The 15,473-nt window shown below is 60.2% G+C and carries 12 protein-coding genes and 5 pseudogenes; 10 read left to right on the top strand and 7 right to left on the bottom strand.

Going from position 1 to position 15,473, the window contains the following annotated elements; genetic code table 11:
- Nucleotides 1-10: 10 nt before the first annotated feature.
- Nucleotides 11-979, bottom strand: coding sequence for a helix-turn-helix transcriptional regulator (locus J2X15_RS07550; protein ID WP_310341002.1), 969 nt, complete (start codon nt 977-979; stop codon nt 11-13).
- 103 nt (nt 980-1,082) lie between these two features.
- On the opposite strand from J2X15_RS07550, the gene J2X15_RS07545 reads away from it, so the two are divergent.
- Complete coding sequence (locus J2X15_RS07545; protein WP_310341000.1) at nt 1,083-1,730, top strand: glutathione S-transferase family protein; 648 nt, start codon at nt 1,083-1,085, stop codon at nt 1,728-1,730.
- 82 nt (nt 1,731-1,812) lie between these two features.
- Here J2X15_RS07545 and J2X15_RS07540 read toward each other — a convergent pair.
- Nucleotides 1,813-2,016 (bottom strand): annotated as a pseudogene (locus J2X15_RS07540) (hypothetical protein); the annotation flags it as partial.
- A 5-nt stretch (nt 2,017-2,021) separates the two neighbouring features.
- Between J2X15_RS07540 and J2X15_RS07535 the strand changes: the two are divergent.
- Nucleotides 2,022-3,227, top strand: a pseudogene (locus tag J2X15_RS07535) (aldehyde dehydrogenase); the annotation flags it as partial.
- A gap of 3 nt (nt 3,228-3,230) precedes the next feature.
- Here the strand turns inward: J2X15_RS07535 and J2X15_RS07530 are convergent.
- A pseudogene (locus J2X15_RS07530) lies at nt 3,231-3,747 on the bottom strand (hypothetical protein); the annotation flags it as partial.
- A gap of 445 nt (nt 3,748-4,192) precedes the next feature.
- Here J2X15_RS07530 and J2X15_RS07525 point away from each other — a divergent pair.
- The 5 genes from J2X15_RS07525 (at nt 4,193) to iolG (ending at nt 9,021) form a co-directional block, all read left to right on the top strand.
- On the top strand, nt 4,193-5,125 hold the full coding sequence (locus J2X15_RS07525; RefSeq protein ID WP_310340997.1) for a sugar ABC transporter substrate-binding protein: 933 nt from the start codon (nt 4,193-4,195) through the stop codon (nt 5,123-5,125).
- Between the two features lie 146 nt (nt 5,126-5,271).
- Nucleotides 5,272-6,312 carry an ABC transporter permease gene (locus J2X15_RS07520; RefSeq protein WP_310340996.1) on the top strand — a complete coding sequence of 347 codons (1,041 nt, stop codon included), beginning with the start codon at nt 5,272-5,274 and terminating at the stop codon, nt 6,310-6,312.
- Between the two features lies 1 nt (nt 6,313).
- Nucleotides 6,314-7,102, top strand: a complete 789-nt coding sequence (locus J2X15_RS07515) for an ATP-binding cassette domain-containing protein (RefSeq protein WP_310340994.1) — start codon at nt 6,314-6,316, stop codon at nt 7,100-7,102.
- Nucleotides 7,103-7,171: 69 nt separating this feature from the next.
- Nucleotides 7,172-7,954: a TIM barrel protein gene (locus J2X15_RS07510; protein ID WP_310340992.1), complete on the top strand. Its 783-nt coding sequence runs from the start codon at nt 7,172-7,174 to the stop codon at nt 7,952-7,954.
- A gap of 56 nt (nt 7,955-8,010) precedes the next feature.
- Nucleotides 8,011-9,021: an inositol 2-dehydrogenase gene (gene iolG / locus J2X15_RS07505; RefSeq protein ID WP_310340989.1), complete on the top strand. Its 1,011-nt coding sequence runs from the start codon at nt 8,011-8,013 to the stop codon at nt 9,019-9,021.
- 33 nt (nt 9,022-9,054) lie between these two features.
- On the opposite strand, the gene J2X15_RS07500 is transcribed toward iolG, so the two are convergent.
- Complete coding sequence (locus J2X15_RS07500) at nt 9,055-10,107, bottom strand: LacI family DNA-binding transcriptional regulator (protein WP_310340986.1); 1,053 nt, start codon at nt 10,105-10,107, stop codon at nt 9,055-9,057.
- Between J2X15_RS07500 and J2X15_RS07495 the strand changes: the two genes are divergently transcribed.
- The 3 genes and pseudogenes from J2X15_RS07495 to J2X15_RS07485 all read left to right on the top strand — a co-directional run bounded on the left by J2X15_RS07495 (nt 10,108) and on the right by J2X15_RS07485 (nt 12,054).
- Nucleotides 10,108-11,016, top strand: a complete 909-nt coding sequence (locus J2X15_RS07495) for a MurR/RpiR family transcriptional regulator (RefSeq protein WP_310340984.1) — start codon at nt 10,108-10,110, stop codon at nt 11,014-11,016.
- Between the two features lie 95 nt (nt 11,017-11,111).
- A pseudogene (locus J2X15_RS07490) lies at nt 11,112-11,815 on the top strand (ABC transporter permease).
- Entirely contained in the window at nt 11,812-12,054 is a 243-nt protein-coding gene (locus tag J2X15_RS07485) for an ATP-binding cassette domain-containing protein (protein ID WP_310340979.1), read from the top strand. Before J2X15_RS07490 ends, J2X15_RS07485 begins: the two are co-directional and overlap by 4 nt.
- A gap of 189 nt (nt 12,055-12,243) precedes the next feature.
- On the opposite strand, the pseudogene J2X15_RS07480 reads toward J2X15_RS07485, so the two are convergent.
- The 3 genes and pseudogenes from J2X15_RS07480 to J2X15_RS07470 all read right to left on the bottom strand — a co-directional run.
- Nucleotides 12,244-12,891 (bottom strand): annotated as a pseudogene (locus tag J2X15_RS07480) (transposase); the annotation flags it as partial.
- Entirely contained in the window at nt 12,878-13,021 is a 144-nt protein-coding gene (locus J2X15_RS07475) for a hypothetical protein (RefSeq protein ID WP_310340977.1), read from the bottom strand. The gene J2X15_RS07475 and the pseudogene J2X15_RS07480, both read right to left, overlap by 14 nt.
- 158 nt (nt 13,022-13,179) lie before the next feature.
- A complete protein-coding gene (locus tag J2X15_RS07470; protein WP_310340974.1) occupies nt 13,180-15,420 on the bottom strand; it encodes a malate synthase G in 2,241 nt (746 codons plus the stop codon).
- Nucleotides 15,421-15,473 lie beyond the last annotated feature (53 nt).

Here is a 15,473-nt window from a genome sequence, read left to right as displayed (position 1 = left end):
GGCCGCCGCGTCAGCCCCTGGCCGAGCTGCGCGTGATCCGCTGAGCTGCCAGTGCCAGCCGTTCCCGCAAGGCCGGCGGCTCGAGCACCTCGAACTCGACATCCAGCACCAGCAGCCAGTAGACCAGCGAATCGAGCGCGTGGGTGCCGCATTGCAGCAGGCAGCGCTGCGCATCGCCGTCGACTGCCTCCAGCTGCGCGGCTGTGGCCGGAATGCGGGCGGCCATTTGGGCCAGCGGTGCGTGCAGGATCACCCTGGCCTGCTCGGCATGGGGCCCAAGTACCACGGAGCGTGCAACAAAGGCACGCAGATCGCCGCCCTCGGGGCCGATACGCGGCGCAAAATGCCCGCCGACCGCTGCTGCGCCGGCAATGCGGTCGATGCGGAAGGTGCGCCAGTTGCAGCGCGCCCTGTCCCAGGCCACCAGATACCAGCGGCTGCCGGTGTGGACCACGCCTTGCGGCTCGACCGTCCGCCGGCTAGGCCCGCCTTTTGCATCCACATAGTCGAATTCCAGACCCAGCTGGTCGCGGCAGGCACCGGCCAGATCGGTCAACAGGCTGGCATCCACGCTGGGCCCGACCGCATCGAGCGCGTGCACGGCCGAGCGCAGCGCATCGGCGCGCTGGCGCAAGCGCAGCGGCATCAACTGTTCGAGCTTGACCATGGCCTGCAGCGCGGGCTCCTCGATGCCGCCCACCCGGCCGGAGGCGGCGGTGCGCAGGGCGATGGTCACCGCCAGCGCCTCCTCGTCGTCCAGCAGCAGCGGCGGCAGGGCCTGGCCCGGCCGCAAGGCATAACCGCCCGCGACGCCGCTGCTGGCCGCAACCGGATAGCCCAGCGTGCGCAGCCGGTCGATATCGCGCCGCAGGGTGCGCGGATGCACGGCCAGGCGCTCGGCCAGCTCGGGCCCGGCCCAATGGCGTCGGGCCTGCAGCAAGGAAAGCAGCCGCAGCAGTCGCGAGGAAGCACTCAACATCGGGCCACTATAGCCACGATTGAGGGCCGAATCTGTCCGCAATGGTTTTTACAGTGGTTTCCTCATCGGCGCTGTGTCGATGCATCAACAAGGAGAACACACGATGTCCATCGTTTTCAATCGTTTTGTACCGGTACCCCGTGTCCAGCTGTACTGGCACCCCATGTCCAGTGCCACCCCCGTCGCCTGTGCGCTGGCCGAGCTGGGCCTGCCGCATGAGAAGGTCAAGATCGATATCCGGGCTGGCGAGCAACACCGCCCGGACTTCCTGGCCCTGAACCCCAATGGCAAGGTGCCTACGCTGACGGTCGACGGCGCGCCGATGTTTGAGGCGCTGGCCATCCAGCTGTGGCTGGGCGAGACCTTTGGGGTCGAGCGCGGGCTGTGGCCGACAGCCGGCTCGCCCGAGCGCCTGCAAGCCCTCTCGTGGTGCGCCTGGGCCTATGTCAGCTATGGCGCGGTGCTGACGCGGCTGCACCGCGCGACCTGCACCGCGCTTGATGAGGCACTGCGCAGCAGCGCCCATGCCGACGCGGCCCGGACCGAACTGAATGCACTGCTGGCCCTGCTCGATGCCAGGCTGGCGCGCCAGCCCTGGATGCTGGGCGATACGTATTCGCTGGTGGACCTGCTGGTGGGCTCGGTGATGGGCTACAGCGCCTATGTCGGCGCTCCGGTGGCCGACCATGCCAACGTGCAGCGATGGCTGGGCCTTGTACAGGCGCGGCCGGCGATGCAGATCGAGGCTTAATTAAGTACCAAATTGGCCTGTAGCCCGCTTGGGATATGCGTAAGCAGCTACCAAATAAGTAGCGGCTTGCAGGCACTGTCGATCAGGCTGCCGCCTTGACCCTAAGGCGCCAGGCATGCAGCAGCGGTTCGGTGTAGCCGCTGGGCTGCTCCAGCCCCTTGAACACCAGCTCCGTCGCCGCTTTGTAGGCAGACGACGTGGTGAAGTTGTCGGCCATCTTCTGGTACAGCTTGTCGCCCGCGTTCTGCTTGTCCACCACGGTGGCCATGCGGGCAAAGGTTTCTTGCGCACGCCGACGCGCTGGCCCTGATGGAAACCCTGGACATGGGCAAACCGGTGCGCTATGCGCGCGCGGTGGACGTCAATAGCGCAGCCAATTGCATCCGCTGGTACGGCGAGGCGGTGGACAAGGTGTACGACGAAATCGCCCCTACCGGCAAGAATTCGCTGGCGCTGATCACCCGTGAGCCGATCGGTGTGGTGGGCGTGATCGTGCCCTGGAACTACCCGATGATCATGGCCGCGTGGAAGATCGCACCGGCCTTGGCGGCCGGCAATTTTGTGGTGCTCAAGCCCAGCGAGAAGTCGCCGCTGACCGCCTTGCGCCTGGCAGAGCTGGCCCTGGAAGCCGGCATTCCCCCCGGTGTGTTCAATGTCGTGCCGGGTTTTGGCCCCGAGGCCGGCGAGGCACTGGCATTGCACATGGATGTGGACTGCATCGCCTTCACCGGTTCGACCAAGGTCGGCAAGCACATCCACGTGATGGCCGGACAAAGCAACCTGAAGCGCGCCTGGACTGAGCTGAGCGGCAAGTCGCCCAATATCGTGTTCGCCGATTGCCCCGACCTGGACCGGGCGGTCGAGGCGGCGGTGGGCAGCGTGTTTTTCAACCAGGGCGAAAGCTGCAATGCCCCCTCGCGCCTGTTGGTCGAGGCCTCCATCAAAGACCGGTTTCTGGAAAAAGCCCTGGCCCTGGTGCCGCGCTACGCCCCGGCCAACCCGCTGGACCCGGCCACCATCATGGGCGCGCTGGTCGACCGGACGCAGATGGAAACGGTGCTGCGCTATATCGCCCTGGGCCAGCAAGAAGGCGCAAAATTGATAGCAGGTGGCGCACAGGTAATGGGCGATACAGGTGGTTTTTATGTAGAACCGACGGTGTTTGACGGCGTCACCAACCGCATGCACATTGCCCAGGAAGAAATCTTTGGCCCGGTGCTGTCGTTCACCGAAGCCGCGGAGGCGGTGCGCATGGCCAACGACAGCATCTATGGCCTGCAGGCTGCGGTGTGGACCCGTGACATCAACAAGGCCCACGGCGTGGCGCGCGCGCTGAAAGCTGGCACGGTGTACGTCAACCAGTATGACGAGGACGACATCACCGTACCCTTTGGCGGCGTCAAGCAAAGCGGCATCGGGCGCGACAAGTCGCTGCATGCCTTCGACAAATACACCGAGCTGAAGACCATCTGGATCCGCATCGACAGCCCGTTGTAGCCGCTATGCCATGGCGTCGGCCAGTACCCGGTACAGCGGGTCGGGCGCCACCGGACCCAAAGATTGCGAACGGGTTCTAAGATGCGGTGGACTGTTGCGGTGCCTGATGGGGCCATTGCTCTTTTCAGCGGCTTCCATCGCATTGACCAGGAGCATGGCAATCGTCATGGGGCCCACTCCACCGGGCACGGGGTAATGTAAGCGGCTACCTGGCGGATACCCGCGTAATCGACATCGCCGCAGAGCTTGCCCTGGTCGTCGCGGTTCATGCCTACGTCCAGCACCACGGCGCCGGGTTTGACCATGTCGGCGGTCAGCACATGGCGTTTGCCGACGGCGGCGGCGATCACGTCGGCCTGCAGGGTCATGGCTTTCAGGTCGGCTGTGGCGCTGTGGCAGATGGTGACGGTGGCATTTTTTGCAGCGGCATCAGCGCCATGGGCTTGCCGACGATATTGCTGCGACCGATCACCACGGCGTGCTTGCCGCGCAACTCAAACCCAATGCTTTCCAAAAATTTTGAATTTTATTTATCTTTTGTGCAACCGGTTGCTCATTTAAAGGAAATCATTTTCAAATGAAAACCGGGTTCCTTGCAAAACGAAAAAGTATGGAGAAATTGCTGCGTGATGCTACGTTGCCGTAGAGACGTTTGCCATTTTTCGCCGCAATTTCTGTCATGAATTCAAACATATGGCAGTGCTAAAGAAGCTGGCCCGAGCCTCGCGACGTGGCTCGAAAGTTATTCTTTGCACCTCAATAAAATAGAATTTTTATTCTATAAGGGTAATTACCCGGAAAAAATTTCACCAAAATTCGTATCATTCTTGCACTCGGTTGCAAATGTTGCTGAGGTGCATCGGTCAGTCCAGAAGAAGTGCCCTGACTTCCATCCGGGAGTGGCCCAAACCGCCGGTGGTTGGGGTCGAGAGTCCTTCATTCGCTAAAAACTTTTAGGAGCAAACATGAAATTCACACGCAAGATCGTTAAGTCCGCTGTTGCCATCGCGGCATTGGCTTTTGGTGCTGCTTATGCGCAAAACATTGCTGTGGTTACCCACGGTCAAGCCAACGACGCCTTCTGGTCTGTCGTCAAGAACGGAGTCGAAGCCGCGGCCAAGGACTCTGGCGTCAAGGTTACCTACCGTGCACCCGAGAGCTTTGACATGGTTGCCATGAGCCGGCTGATCGATGCAGCCGTGAACCAGAAACCCGATGGACTCGTGGTTTCCCTGCCTGACGCGTCCGCGCTTGGCCCAGCCATTCAACGCGCAGTGAAAGCCGGCATCCCCGTCATCACCATCAACTCGGGTCTGGAGTCCTCCAAGAAGCTGGGTGCTGTGCTGCACATTGGGCAGTCTGAATACGACGCAGGCAAGTCAGCCGGTGAAAAACTCAAGGCCATGGGCGGCAAAAATGGCATCTGCGTAAACCAGGAAGTCGGCAATGTTTCGCTAGATCTCCGTTGCAAGGGCTTTGCGGACGGCTTTGGCGGCAAGTCCAAGGTGGTTCCCACCGGCAATGACCCCACCGAAGTGCGCTCAAAGGTCAAGGCAGCATTGGATTCTGATACATCGATTGACACCATCATGGCCTTGGGCGCATCCACCGCGGGTGAGCCTGCGCTGGCAGCAGCCAAAGAATCTGGACGTCTGGCCAAAATCAATGTCGCAACCTTTGACTTGTCAGCGGGTTTCCTGAAGGCGATTGCGGCCAAGGAAGCTGCTTTCGCAATCGACCAACAACAGTTCCTGCAGGGCTATCTGCCGGTGAGCTTCCTGGCTCTGCACGCCAAATTTGGACTGATTCCCGGCGGCAACGTGCCGTCCGGCCCCAACCTGATTACGTCTGAAAAGGCTGCACAGGTGATTGATCTCTCCGCCAAGGGCATTCGCTAAGCCTTAGACCCCGTGAGACCCAGAGGCGCTGCAGCAGCAGTTCTCTGGGTCCCGAAGTCCATCTCTTCCCTGAAGGCTATATGAACTCCCCAGCTTTAAAGAAGACCGACGACCGCCTAAAGCACACGTCTATCTTTTCGCAACTTATGAGGCGCCCCGAACTTGGCGCCGTGGCCGGCCTGATTCTGGTAACAGTGTTCTTCATGGCCACCGCCGATGCGGTGATGTTTAACCTCGCTGGCCTGGTCAACTTCCTGACCCCAGCAGCCCAGCTCGGAATTCTGGCCCTGGGTGCCGCCTTGCTGATGATTGGCGGCGAATTTGACCTGTCCATCGGATCGATGATTGCCTTTGGCGGCTTGGTCTTCTCGGCTGCTATCGTGGTCTTCCAGCTTCCGCTGATCGTGGCCGTTCTGCTGACTTTGCTGGTAGCCGGTTCAATCGGCGCCTTGAATGCATGGATTGTCCTGAGCACGGCCTTACCCAGCTTCATCGTGACACTGGCTTCGCTTTTCATCTTGCGGGGATTGAGTCTGGTGGGCCTGAAATGGGCAACCGGTGGTTCTACCCAACTGCGCGGCGTGACCGAAGCAGTTGAGGGCAGTGCCTTGCTTGGGTTCTTTAGCGGCAAGGCCTTTGAAGGTGTATTCACGACCATGGGTAAGCATGGCCTGATCCCCAAATTTCCGAATGGCGAAGCCATGATTACAGGCATCCCGGTGGAAATTGTTTGGTTCGTGGCGCTCACGGCACTGGCAACCTGGGTGCTGTTGCGCACACCTCTGGGTAATTGGATATTCGCTTCAGGTGGTGATCCCATCGCTGCCAAAAACTCCGGTGTACCCGTGCGCAATGTCAAGATTGGATTGTTTGTACTGGCGGCACTATGTGCAGGCTTGGTCGCCATCATCACGGTGTTGGACAGCGGGTCCACGGATGCCCGGCGTGGATTTCAGAAAGAGTTTGAAGCCATCATCGCAGCGGTAATTGGCGGCTGCTTGTTGACCGGCGGATACGGCTCTGCAGTGGGCGCCTTCCTGGGCTCCATCATCTTCGGCATGGTCATGATCGGCCTGACCTACACCCGCATTGACCAGGACTGGTACCTGGTGTTTCTTGGCGCGATGCTGCTGGTGGCTGTGCTATTCAACAACATCATCCGCAAGCGCGTGACCGGGGAGCGTTGAAATGACAAATACACAACATCCTTTGGTTGAAATGCGGGGCATAGAAAAGCATTTCGGCAACGTAATTGCGCTTTCAGGCGTTTCCTTCAGTGTCAACGCGGGGGAATGCCACTGTCTGCTGGGAGACAACGGTGCGGGCAAGTCCACTTTCATCAAGACCATGTCTGGCGTGCATGCGCCCTCGCGTGGAACCATGCTGGTCAACGGAAGCGAGGTCGTGCTGCGGAGTCCACGTGAAGCCATGAATGCAGGCATTGCCACTGTGTTCCAAGACTTGGCCATGATTCCGTTGATGTCCGTCACCCGCAACTTCTTCATGGGACGTGAGCCGACCAAAGGCTGGGGACCATTCAAGTGCTTCGACGTCAAGCGCGCCAACGAGGTCACCATGGCCGAAATGCAGCGTATGGGCATACGTCTGCGAGAACCCGACCAGGCGGTCGGCACCTTGTCCGGTGGCGAGCGTCAATGCGTGGCGATTGCCCGCGCGGTCTACTTTGGTGCCAAGGTTCTGATATTGGACGAGCCGACCTCTGCATTGGGGGTACGCCAGACCGCCAACGTGCTAGCCACGATTGATCGGGTGCGCAAGCTGGGTGTGGGCGTCATCTTCATCACCCATAACGTGCGTCACGCCATGGCCGTGGGCAACCGTTTCACTGTGCTGAATCGGGGTACGACCCTGGGCACGGCTGCACGCGGAGACCTCACGGCCGAGCAGCTACAGGACCTGATGGCGGGCGGGCAGGAACTTGCCACGCTGGAAGGCTCACTGGGCGGCACCGTCTGATAGATCAACAAGAGAAATACAACCCAAGCCACCAGGGTCAACGATGGTCGCGTAGTGGAATCAAAACTTATGAATCAAGCTTTTCAACTTGCAGCCTGCGCCGAAATGCTCTGGCGCGACAAACCCATGGAGTGGCGTGTCAAACGCCTCACCGAGCTGGGCTTCCAGGTGGGCCTGTGGAACTGGCCCGACCATGATCTGGTCATGCTGGAGAAATCGGGCGCGACCTTCTCCATCATGAATGGCTATCTGCGCGGGCGTCTTACGGACGATGAGGGGGCGGCTGAACTGCTGCGCACGGCACGCGAAACTGCGCAGGTCGGCAAGCGCTTGGGCGTGGCACGGCTGAACCTGCACGGCACAGGCTTGGGCGAGGGCGGTTTGCCCGTCACTCCCTGCGAAGCCATCACTGGCTCCATGTGGCTGAAGGCCCGCGACACCCTGGCCCGCATTGCCGATATGGCGGATGAGGAAGGCGTTACCTTCACGCTGGAGAACCTCAATCTGCCAGTGGACCACCCCGGTGTTCCCTTCGGGCGGGCAGAGGACACACTGGCATTGGTCTCAGCCGTGAACCATCCACGCCTGCGCCTCAATCTGGATCTGTACCACGCGCAAATCGGCGAAGGCAACTTGATCGAACTGTGCCGCAGCTGCCTGCCCTGGATTGGCGAGGTGCAAGTGGCGGATGTACCTGGTCGCATGGAGCCCGGTACCGGCGAAATCAACTACGCCGGCGTTGCCCGCGCACTGTTCGCCATGGGCTACCGCGGCCCCGTCGGCATGGAGGCTTTTGCCTCCGGTGATCCGGAAGCGGCTCTGCAGGCATTCAAGTCGGCCTTCACGTTGTAGTCCACACCCTTAACGCTTCTATTTCCCTTCAACACAGTCATTTTCAGGAGTTACCCATGATTAAAGTTGGTCTGCTTGGCGCCGGTCGTATCGGCAAGGTTCACGCCAAGAGCATCGTTGCCGATTCGCGCAGCCAGTTGGTTGCCGTATCGGATGTCAATGAAGAAGCGGCACGCCAACTGGCTGCAACTTGCGGTGCCACTGCCAAATCTTCGCAAGAAATTCTTGCGGACAGCAGCATCGATGCCGTTCTGATTGCAACGTCCACCGACACCCATTCCGGATTCATCGAAGCGGCTGTTGCGGCGGGCAAAGCCGTGCTGTGCGAAAAGCCGGTAGACCTGAATCTGGAGCGTGCGCTGGCCTGCCAGGCCCTTGCTGCCAAGGCGGGCCGTCCGGTCATGATTGGCTTTAACCGCCGCTTTGACCCTAACTTTGCGGCACTCAAACGCGCTTTTGATGCCGGTGAAATTGGCAAAGGCGAGTTGCTGTCGGTGACATCGTTTGACCCATCTCCTCCGCCCGTAAGCTATATCAACGTTTCCGGCGGGCTGTTTCGGGATATGGCCATCCATGATTTCGATATGGCGTGCTGGATTTTTGGTGGTGCGCCCGCATCGGTGACCGCCATCGGATCCAGCATCGTGGATCCCGCCATTGGCGCCGCAGGGGACGTGGACACCGCTGTCATCACGCTGCATTTTGCAGATGGCCGTATTGCAGTCATCAAGAATAGCCGCCGAGCTGTGTATGGCTACGACCAACGGGTAGAGCTACTGGGTGCTACCGGGCTGCTGTCCGCTGGGAATGTGCTGGAAAACACGGTGGCCAAGATCACAACCGCAGGCGCACTCAGCGCCAAGCCTGAATACTTCTTCCTCGAACGCTACATGAAAGCCTATGAGGCAGAGTGGCGTGCCTTCGTCGACGCAGTGGAAGCGGGCTCCAACTATCCCGTTACTCTGCAAGACGGCGTAAATGCCCTGGCCGTGGCAGAGGCAGCAACGCTGTCCTGGAAAACGGGCCGGACAGTGCAACTCAAGGACGGACGTCCTGTCGCAGCCTGAGCTTGCTGATTAACGCTGCATCTCTTTACAAATCTACCAAGGGGTGCGGCGATGCGATGCACGAATCACCAGCGTACCGGGGGCCATCAGAGACGGGCGGCCGACCATTTCCGGGTCGACGATGCGGAGAATAGCCTCCCCCACCAGATATTCGATGGGCTGGCGAAACGTCGTCAGTTGGTAGCTCGGCGCGTTGGCCAGTTCAATGTCATCAAAGCCAACGATGGCAATCTTATTTTGCGCGTTGCTAAGAACCAAAGCGTCCATCGCGCCAATTGCCAGGATGTCGTTTTCGCAGAAGATCGCTTCCAGGCGGCCGGCCCTGGGTGTGGCCTCCATGTAGCGAAGCAAGGCCTGCATTCCTTCTTCACGCCGGTAATGGGCCGCTTCCATCACGGTCGCCGGGTCAATTCCTCTTTCTTTCAACCGATCGCGAAATCCTTCCAAGCGCCGCAGTTCGGTCCGCTCCGACAGCGGACCGGCCATGTAGCCAATCCGGCTGTACCCCTGCGCAAGAAACAGATCCGCAATCTCGGCGCCGGCGGCATAACCGTCCGTACTTACGTAAGGAATGTCGGCCTCGCCACTGTTGCGAAGAATGACGACCAGTGGAATGTGCTTGACCTGCTGAGCGAACTGGATCAGCTCGTGTTTGAGCGTGGTGCCCAGAAAGATAATGCCGTCGACCTGAAATTGGTCGGCCAAGCGCAGCGCGGTGGCGGGACTGTATTCGGGACTGATATTGAGCAACAAGGTGCTGTAGCCCTTGGCCTGCAACTGGCGGGTGGTCACATCCAGAGTCCGCAACTGGTTCGGATTGCCGAGTTCATCCACCACCAGGGCAATCAGTTGCGTGCTTCGCGTCGAGAGGCTGCGGGCCAGCAGATTGGGCGTGTAGCCCATCTCGGAAGCCATCTTCAAAACTTTTTCCCTGACGTCCGGAGCAATCGAAGCGCCATCGGTAAAGGCTCGCGACACCGTCCATTTGGATACGCCCGCGCGTTCCGCAACGTCTTTGGCCGTGACCTTTTTGCCTAGCGGCTCGCGTACCGGCTTGGATGTTTCCGTAAGGGCTTTTGATTTCATATGCATGCGCTGACAAATAAACAGGGATATCTCGGTATGCAACCGGGTGCATCCCATGAAGGATACAGTACAGATGGCTCTTACCCATCGAAATTGCGGAGGGGCTCGCAAGGTCTTTCAGAAGGTGCTGCCAAGGAGCGCAAACAGGGCCAGGCACTCCTGAATGCAATCCATGAGGACCAGCGGCGCTTGAGCCCCAAGATGCGCAACCTGGCAGACTTCTGTGTGAGGAATGTGCATGCTTTGCATCACATGCGCATTCTGGAGTTGGCCGATCAAACCGGCAACATTCCCTCCACCGTGGTGCGCTTTGCCAAACGATATGGCTACGTGGGCTTCCATGACTTCAAGCTGGCGTTTCTGCCAGCGGCTGTCCCAGGTGAAGCACCAAAACGCGAGTTGCCCGTCCATGACCGGACACTGCATATGCACGCGGCCTTGTGGGAGCTGGAGCTTGCGTCGACCGGCGCCCTGGCCCTCAAAGATGTGGTGACGACGACCTCCTTTCAACAAGCCGTCCGCTGGGGCCGGAGCGCAAGCCTGATCGGTCTGCTGGCACGGTCCCATGACGACAAGCCCATCGCCATGCATCTTGAAACGCTCTTGCGTCGCTTGTGCAGACCCACCATCGTGCTTAGTGAAAAGAAGTATTTGAAGAGTGACTTCCCTGCACCGATCGATGTCCTGTTTGACATCGACATTGGTTTGGATGGCAGATCGGCGGATTACGGCAAGGTGTTGCCAACTGCGATGACGAAATTTGTACGCATCACCGTGTCACCGTCACCCGCTTTTTCGACCAACGCCATGTCGCATTTGGGCCTTTTCTCCTATGCAGATTTTCCGGAGCACCTTGCACTTGCCGGCATCGCGTTGGTTAACGCCCTGTGCGCATGCTTGCGTGAGTAGCGGTCAGGTCAATCCTGTCTTGGGGAAACACTTACTGCTGATTTCCATCCAGAAGTGACCTGTTGGGCCGATGACTTTTTGACCATCCCCGCGGCCTGGGCCTGGCCATCGGCTTTCTCAACGGCTACCTGATCATCCGCACCGATCTGCCTTCCTTCGTGGTGACGCTGGCCACCTTGTTTGCGGTGGCGGGCCTGACGCTGGACTTGTCGGTGATCCTGGCAGGCAGCACCAGCGTGGCCCTGGAAAGCGGTCCAATTTACAAAATGGTTTTTGGCGACTTCATTGACGGCAAATTTGAAGTCATCCTGCTGTGGTGGGTGGCCGCCATCGCCTTGGTCAGCTACATCCTGAGCTACTCCAAATACGGCAACTGGATACTGGCGCTCGGCGGCGACAAGGTCAGCGCCCGCAATGCCGATATTCCGACCGACAAGCTCAACACGCGCTCTACATGGCCAGTGGCTTCTGCGCGGCTTTTGTGGGCATGTGCCAGGCCATCCTCTACAACAGTGCCCAGGTCTCCGCTGGGCAATCCTTCATCTTCAACTCCATCATTGCGGTGGTCATCGGTGGCGTCTTCCTCACGGGGGGCTATGGGTCGGTGCTGGGCATCGCGCTGGGCACGGTCACCTTTGCCATCGTCAACCAAGGCATCTACTACACCGGCTTTGACGCCAACTGGGCCAGCCTGATCATTGGTGTGCTCCTGTTGGCGGCCGTGCTCCTTAACAACACCTTCCATACCATGGCATTGACCCACTCCGCACCCAGCGCGAAAAGAAAGGCCGGCAAATGACCACCCCTCTGCTGCAACTGAAAGGCGTCCATAAGTCCTTCGGTCCCATCGACGTCTTGCACGATATTTCTCTGGAGGTGTGTGCCGGCGAGGTGCTGTGCCTGCTGGGCGACAACGGCGCCGGAAAATCCACCTTGATCCGGCTGCTGTCCGGCGTGCACAAGCCGACCTCCGGCGAAATGCTGATGAATGGCAAACCGGTTCTGTTCGAGAATCCGCGCGAGGCCAGCAACGGATAGGAAATTCAACAGCATGAGGCCAAGTATGGCAGGTATTTTGGGCGATCTGACCCCGTTGAAATCTGCAGATTGAGCGCTCACAGCGGCCAAGAAGCGAGGGCGCCCCGAGCGAGTCGGCTGTGGTCGGCTGTGCAGCCGCCGCGTACACAGCCTCTCCCAGCAGCCCATGGGATGTGCCGGTTTCCTTCCTTACCAACTGATGCGCTGATCGACCTCGTAATCCGGTGCGGGTTGCGCTACCAAATCCGAATCCGGCTCGATTTGCATCCCTTCACCTGGCGCATCACCACAGTCATCCCAAAGTGGCGGCCCGCGCGCCGAGGCGATGCGGGGCGACTCGGAATCTGCCCCGATGTGGTCCAGGATGTGCCGGATATCGGCGCTATGTGTGATGAACGCGATGATGCGCATCTGCCCACCACGGATGGGGCACAAGAGCGGGAACACCTCGTAAATGCGGGCAATCAGCACCGCCCACAGATAGTGGGCCGGGCGCTTGGGCAGCATCGGCTCGCTCTGGGTGGGTAGCGCGCTGCCCATCGGCACCACACCAGGCGCGCACTCCCCCGTGCTGGATGGCTCGGCCCGCACCTGCGCCGGTTGCACCACTGCGACCTGTACCAGCGCCGTCACCGCCGCCCTGAACGGCGAATTCGGTGCCAACACCCCAAAGTAGCGATGTCGGTGCGTACGCGGTGGCGGCACCAGGGCCGCAATGCGGTCGATCAGCTCCAGTGGACTGAGGGTGAGTTCGTCTGCTTTGGCACCATGCTTGTCACTGCTGGGCTCGCTGTACTGCTTGGCACATCGGTACACCAGGTCGTTAGGCCGCGCCCTTGAAGTTGCCCACCATGGGGGTATAGAGCTTGTCGCCGGCGTTTTGCTTGTTCACCTTGGCAGCCATGCGCTGGAAGGTTTCTTCTACTTGGGTCTTGGTGACCACGCCGTGGTGCAACCAGTTCGCCATGTGCTGGCAACCATTTGATCGAGCTGGCACTTGCAAAGAAAACGGCACCCGAAGGTGCCGTTTTTGACTGGAGATTCAATGCCAAATTGGCACTTCGCGCCCATGGAATGCGCGCGAGCAGCTCCTAAATTGATAGTAAGTTGCTCGTCCTCGGCGGCTTAAGCTGTCGCCTTCACCTTCAGGCGCCAGGCATGCAGCAGCGGTTCGGTGTAGCCGCTGGGCTGCTCCAGCCCCTTGAACACCAGCTCCGTCGCCGCTTTGTAGGCAGACGATGTGGTGAAGTTGCCGGCCATCTTCTGGTACAGCTTGTCACCCGCGTTTTGCTTGTCCACCACGGCGGCCATGCGTTCAAACGTTTCGGTGATTTGGGCCTTGGTGACCACGCCGTGATGCAACCAGTTGGCCATGTGCTGGCTGCTGATGCGCAGCGTGGCGCGGTCTTCCATCAGGCCCACGTTGTGGATGTCGGGCACCTTGGAGCAGCCCACGCCCTGGTCCACCCAGCGCACCACGTAGCCCAGAATGCCCTGGGCGTTGTTGTCCAGCTCTTGTTGCTTCTCGGCCGCGGTCCAGTTGGGGGTGGCGGTCACGGGGATGTGCAGCAGGCCAGCGAGCAGGGCGTCGTGCTCCTGCTTGGCATTGCGCTTGGCGTGGGTGGCTTCGATGTCCTTTTGCACATCGCTCACCAGCAGCTGGTGGTAGTGCAGGGCGTGCAGTGTGGCGCCGGTGGGGCTGGGCACCCAGGCGGTGTTGGCGCCGGCCTTGGGGTGGGCAATCTTTTGCTCCATCATCGCCTTCATCAGGTCGGGCATGGCCCACATGCCCTTGCCGATTTGGGCCTTGCCGCGCAGGCCGCAGCTCAGGCCCACCAGCACGTTGTTTTTCTCATAGGCGTGGATCCAGGCGCTGGCTTTCATGTCCGCCTTGCGCACCATGGGGCCGGCGTGCATGCTGGTGTGCATCTCGTCGCCCGTGCGGTCCAGGAAGCCAGTGTTGATGAAGGCCACGCGGCTTTGCGCGGCGGCAATACAGGCCTTCAGGTTCACGCTGGTGCGGCGCTCTTCGTCCATGATGCCCAGCTTGACCGTGCTGTCGGCCAGGCCCAGCATCTTCTCCACGCGGGTGAACAGCTCGGCCGCAAACGCGACTTCGGCGGGGCCGTGCATCTTGGGTTTGACGATGTAGACCGAGCCCTTGCGCGAGTTGCGGATGGCGTCCTTCTTGGTTTTCTTCAGGTCATGCAGGGCGATGGTGGTGGTGACCACGGCATCCATGATGCCTTCGGGGATTTCGTGCGTTGCGCCATCGGCCGCGGTATAGGTGATGGCCGGGTTGGTCATCAGGTGGCCCACGTTGCGCACAAACATGAGGCTGCGGCCGTGCAGCTTCACGTCCTTCTTGCCATCGGGCGCGGTGTACACGCGGTCAGCGTTCAGGCCGCGGGTCAGCGTCTTGCCGCCCTTCTCAAAGCTTTCCACCAGCGTGCCTTGCAGAATGCCCAGCCAGTTGCCATAGGCCAGCACCTTGTCTTCAGCATCCACCACGGCCACGGAGTCTTCCAGGTCCAGGATGGTGGAGAGTGCCGCTTCCAGCACCAGATCGCTCACACCCGCCGCGTCGCTTTTGCCGATGGGCGTGCTGCGGTTGATGATGATGTCCAGGTGCAGGCCGTTGTGTTGCAGCAGCACGGAAGATGGGTCTTTGGCCGCGCCTTGGAAGCCGATGAATTGGGCCTTGTCAGCCAGCTTGCTTGTGCTGCCGTCCTTCAATGTCACGACCAGATCGCCGCCCTTGATGGCGTAGCCGGTGGAGCCCACGTGTGAGCCCTTCTTCAGCGGTGTGGTGCGGTCCAGCACATGGCGTGCGTATTCGATAACCTTCTTGCCGCGCTTGGGATTGTAGCCCTTGGGGCCAACCTTTTCCTGGCCCTTGTCTTCGCTGATCACATCGGTGCCATACAGCGCGTCGTACAGGCTGCCCCAGCGCGCATTGGCAGCGTTGAGGGCATAGCGCGCGTTCAGCACCGGCACCACCAGCTGCGGGCCGGCTTGCGCAGCCAGCTCGGCGTCGACATTTTTGGTGCTGATCTTCACTTTCTTGGACGTGGGCACCAGGTAGCCAATCTTTTCCAGGAAGGCTTTGTAGGCAGGCATATCGGTGATGGGGCCGGGGTGGGCCTTGTGCCACGTGTCCAGCTCGGTCTGCAAGCGGTCGCGCTCGGCCAGCAGGGCGATGTTCTTGGGTGCCAGGTCGGCCACGATGGCGTCAAAGCCTTTCCAAAACGCTTCGGGTGCAATGCCGGTGCCGGGCAGCACTTTCTCTTCGATGAAGGTATGCAGGCTGGTGGCCACCTGCAGGCGGTGCACTGTGGTGCGGGGCGTGGTGTTTGCGTTGGACATGGGCGATGCCTTTCGAGAAAAAGAGAAATGGGTTGCCGGCGCTATAGGCCTGA

Source organism: Rhodoferax saidenbachensis, from assembly GCF_031457975.1.
Classification (GTDB): Bacteria; Pseudomonadota; Gammaproteobacteria; order Burkholderiales; family Burkholderiaceae_C; genus Allorhodoferax; species Allorhodoferax saidenbachensis_A.
Note: the sequence above shows the minus strand (reverse complement) of the source record. Positions and strands in the feature narration are given on the sequence as shown.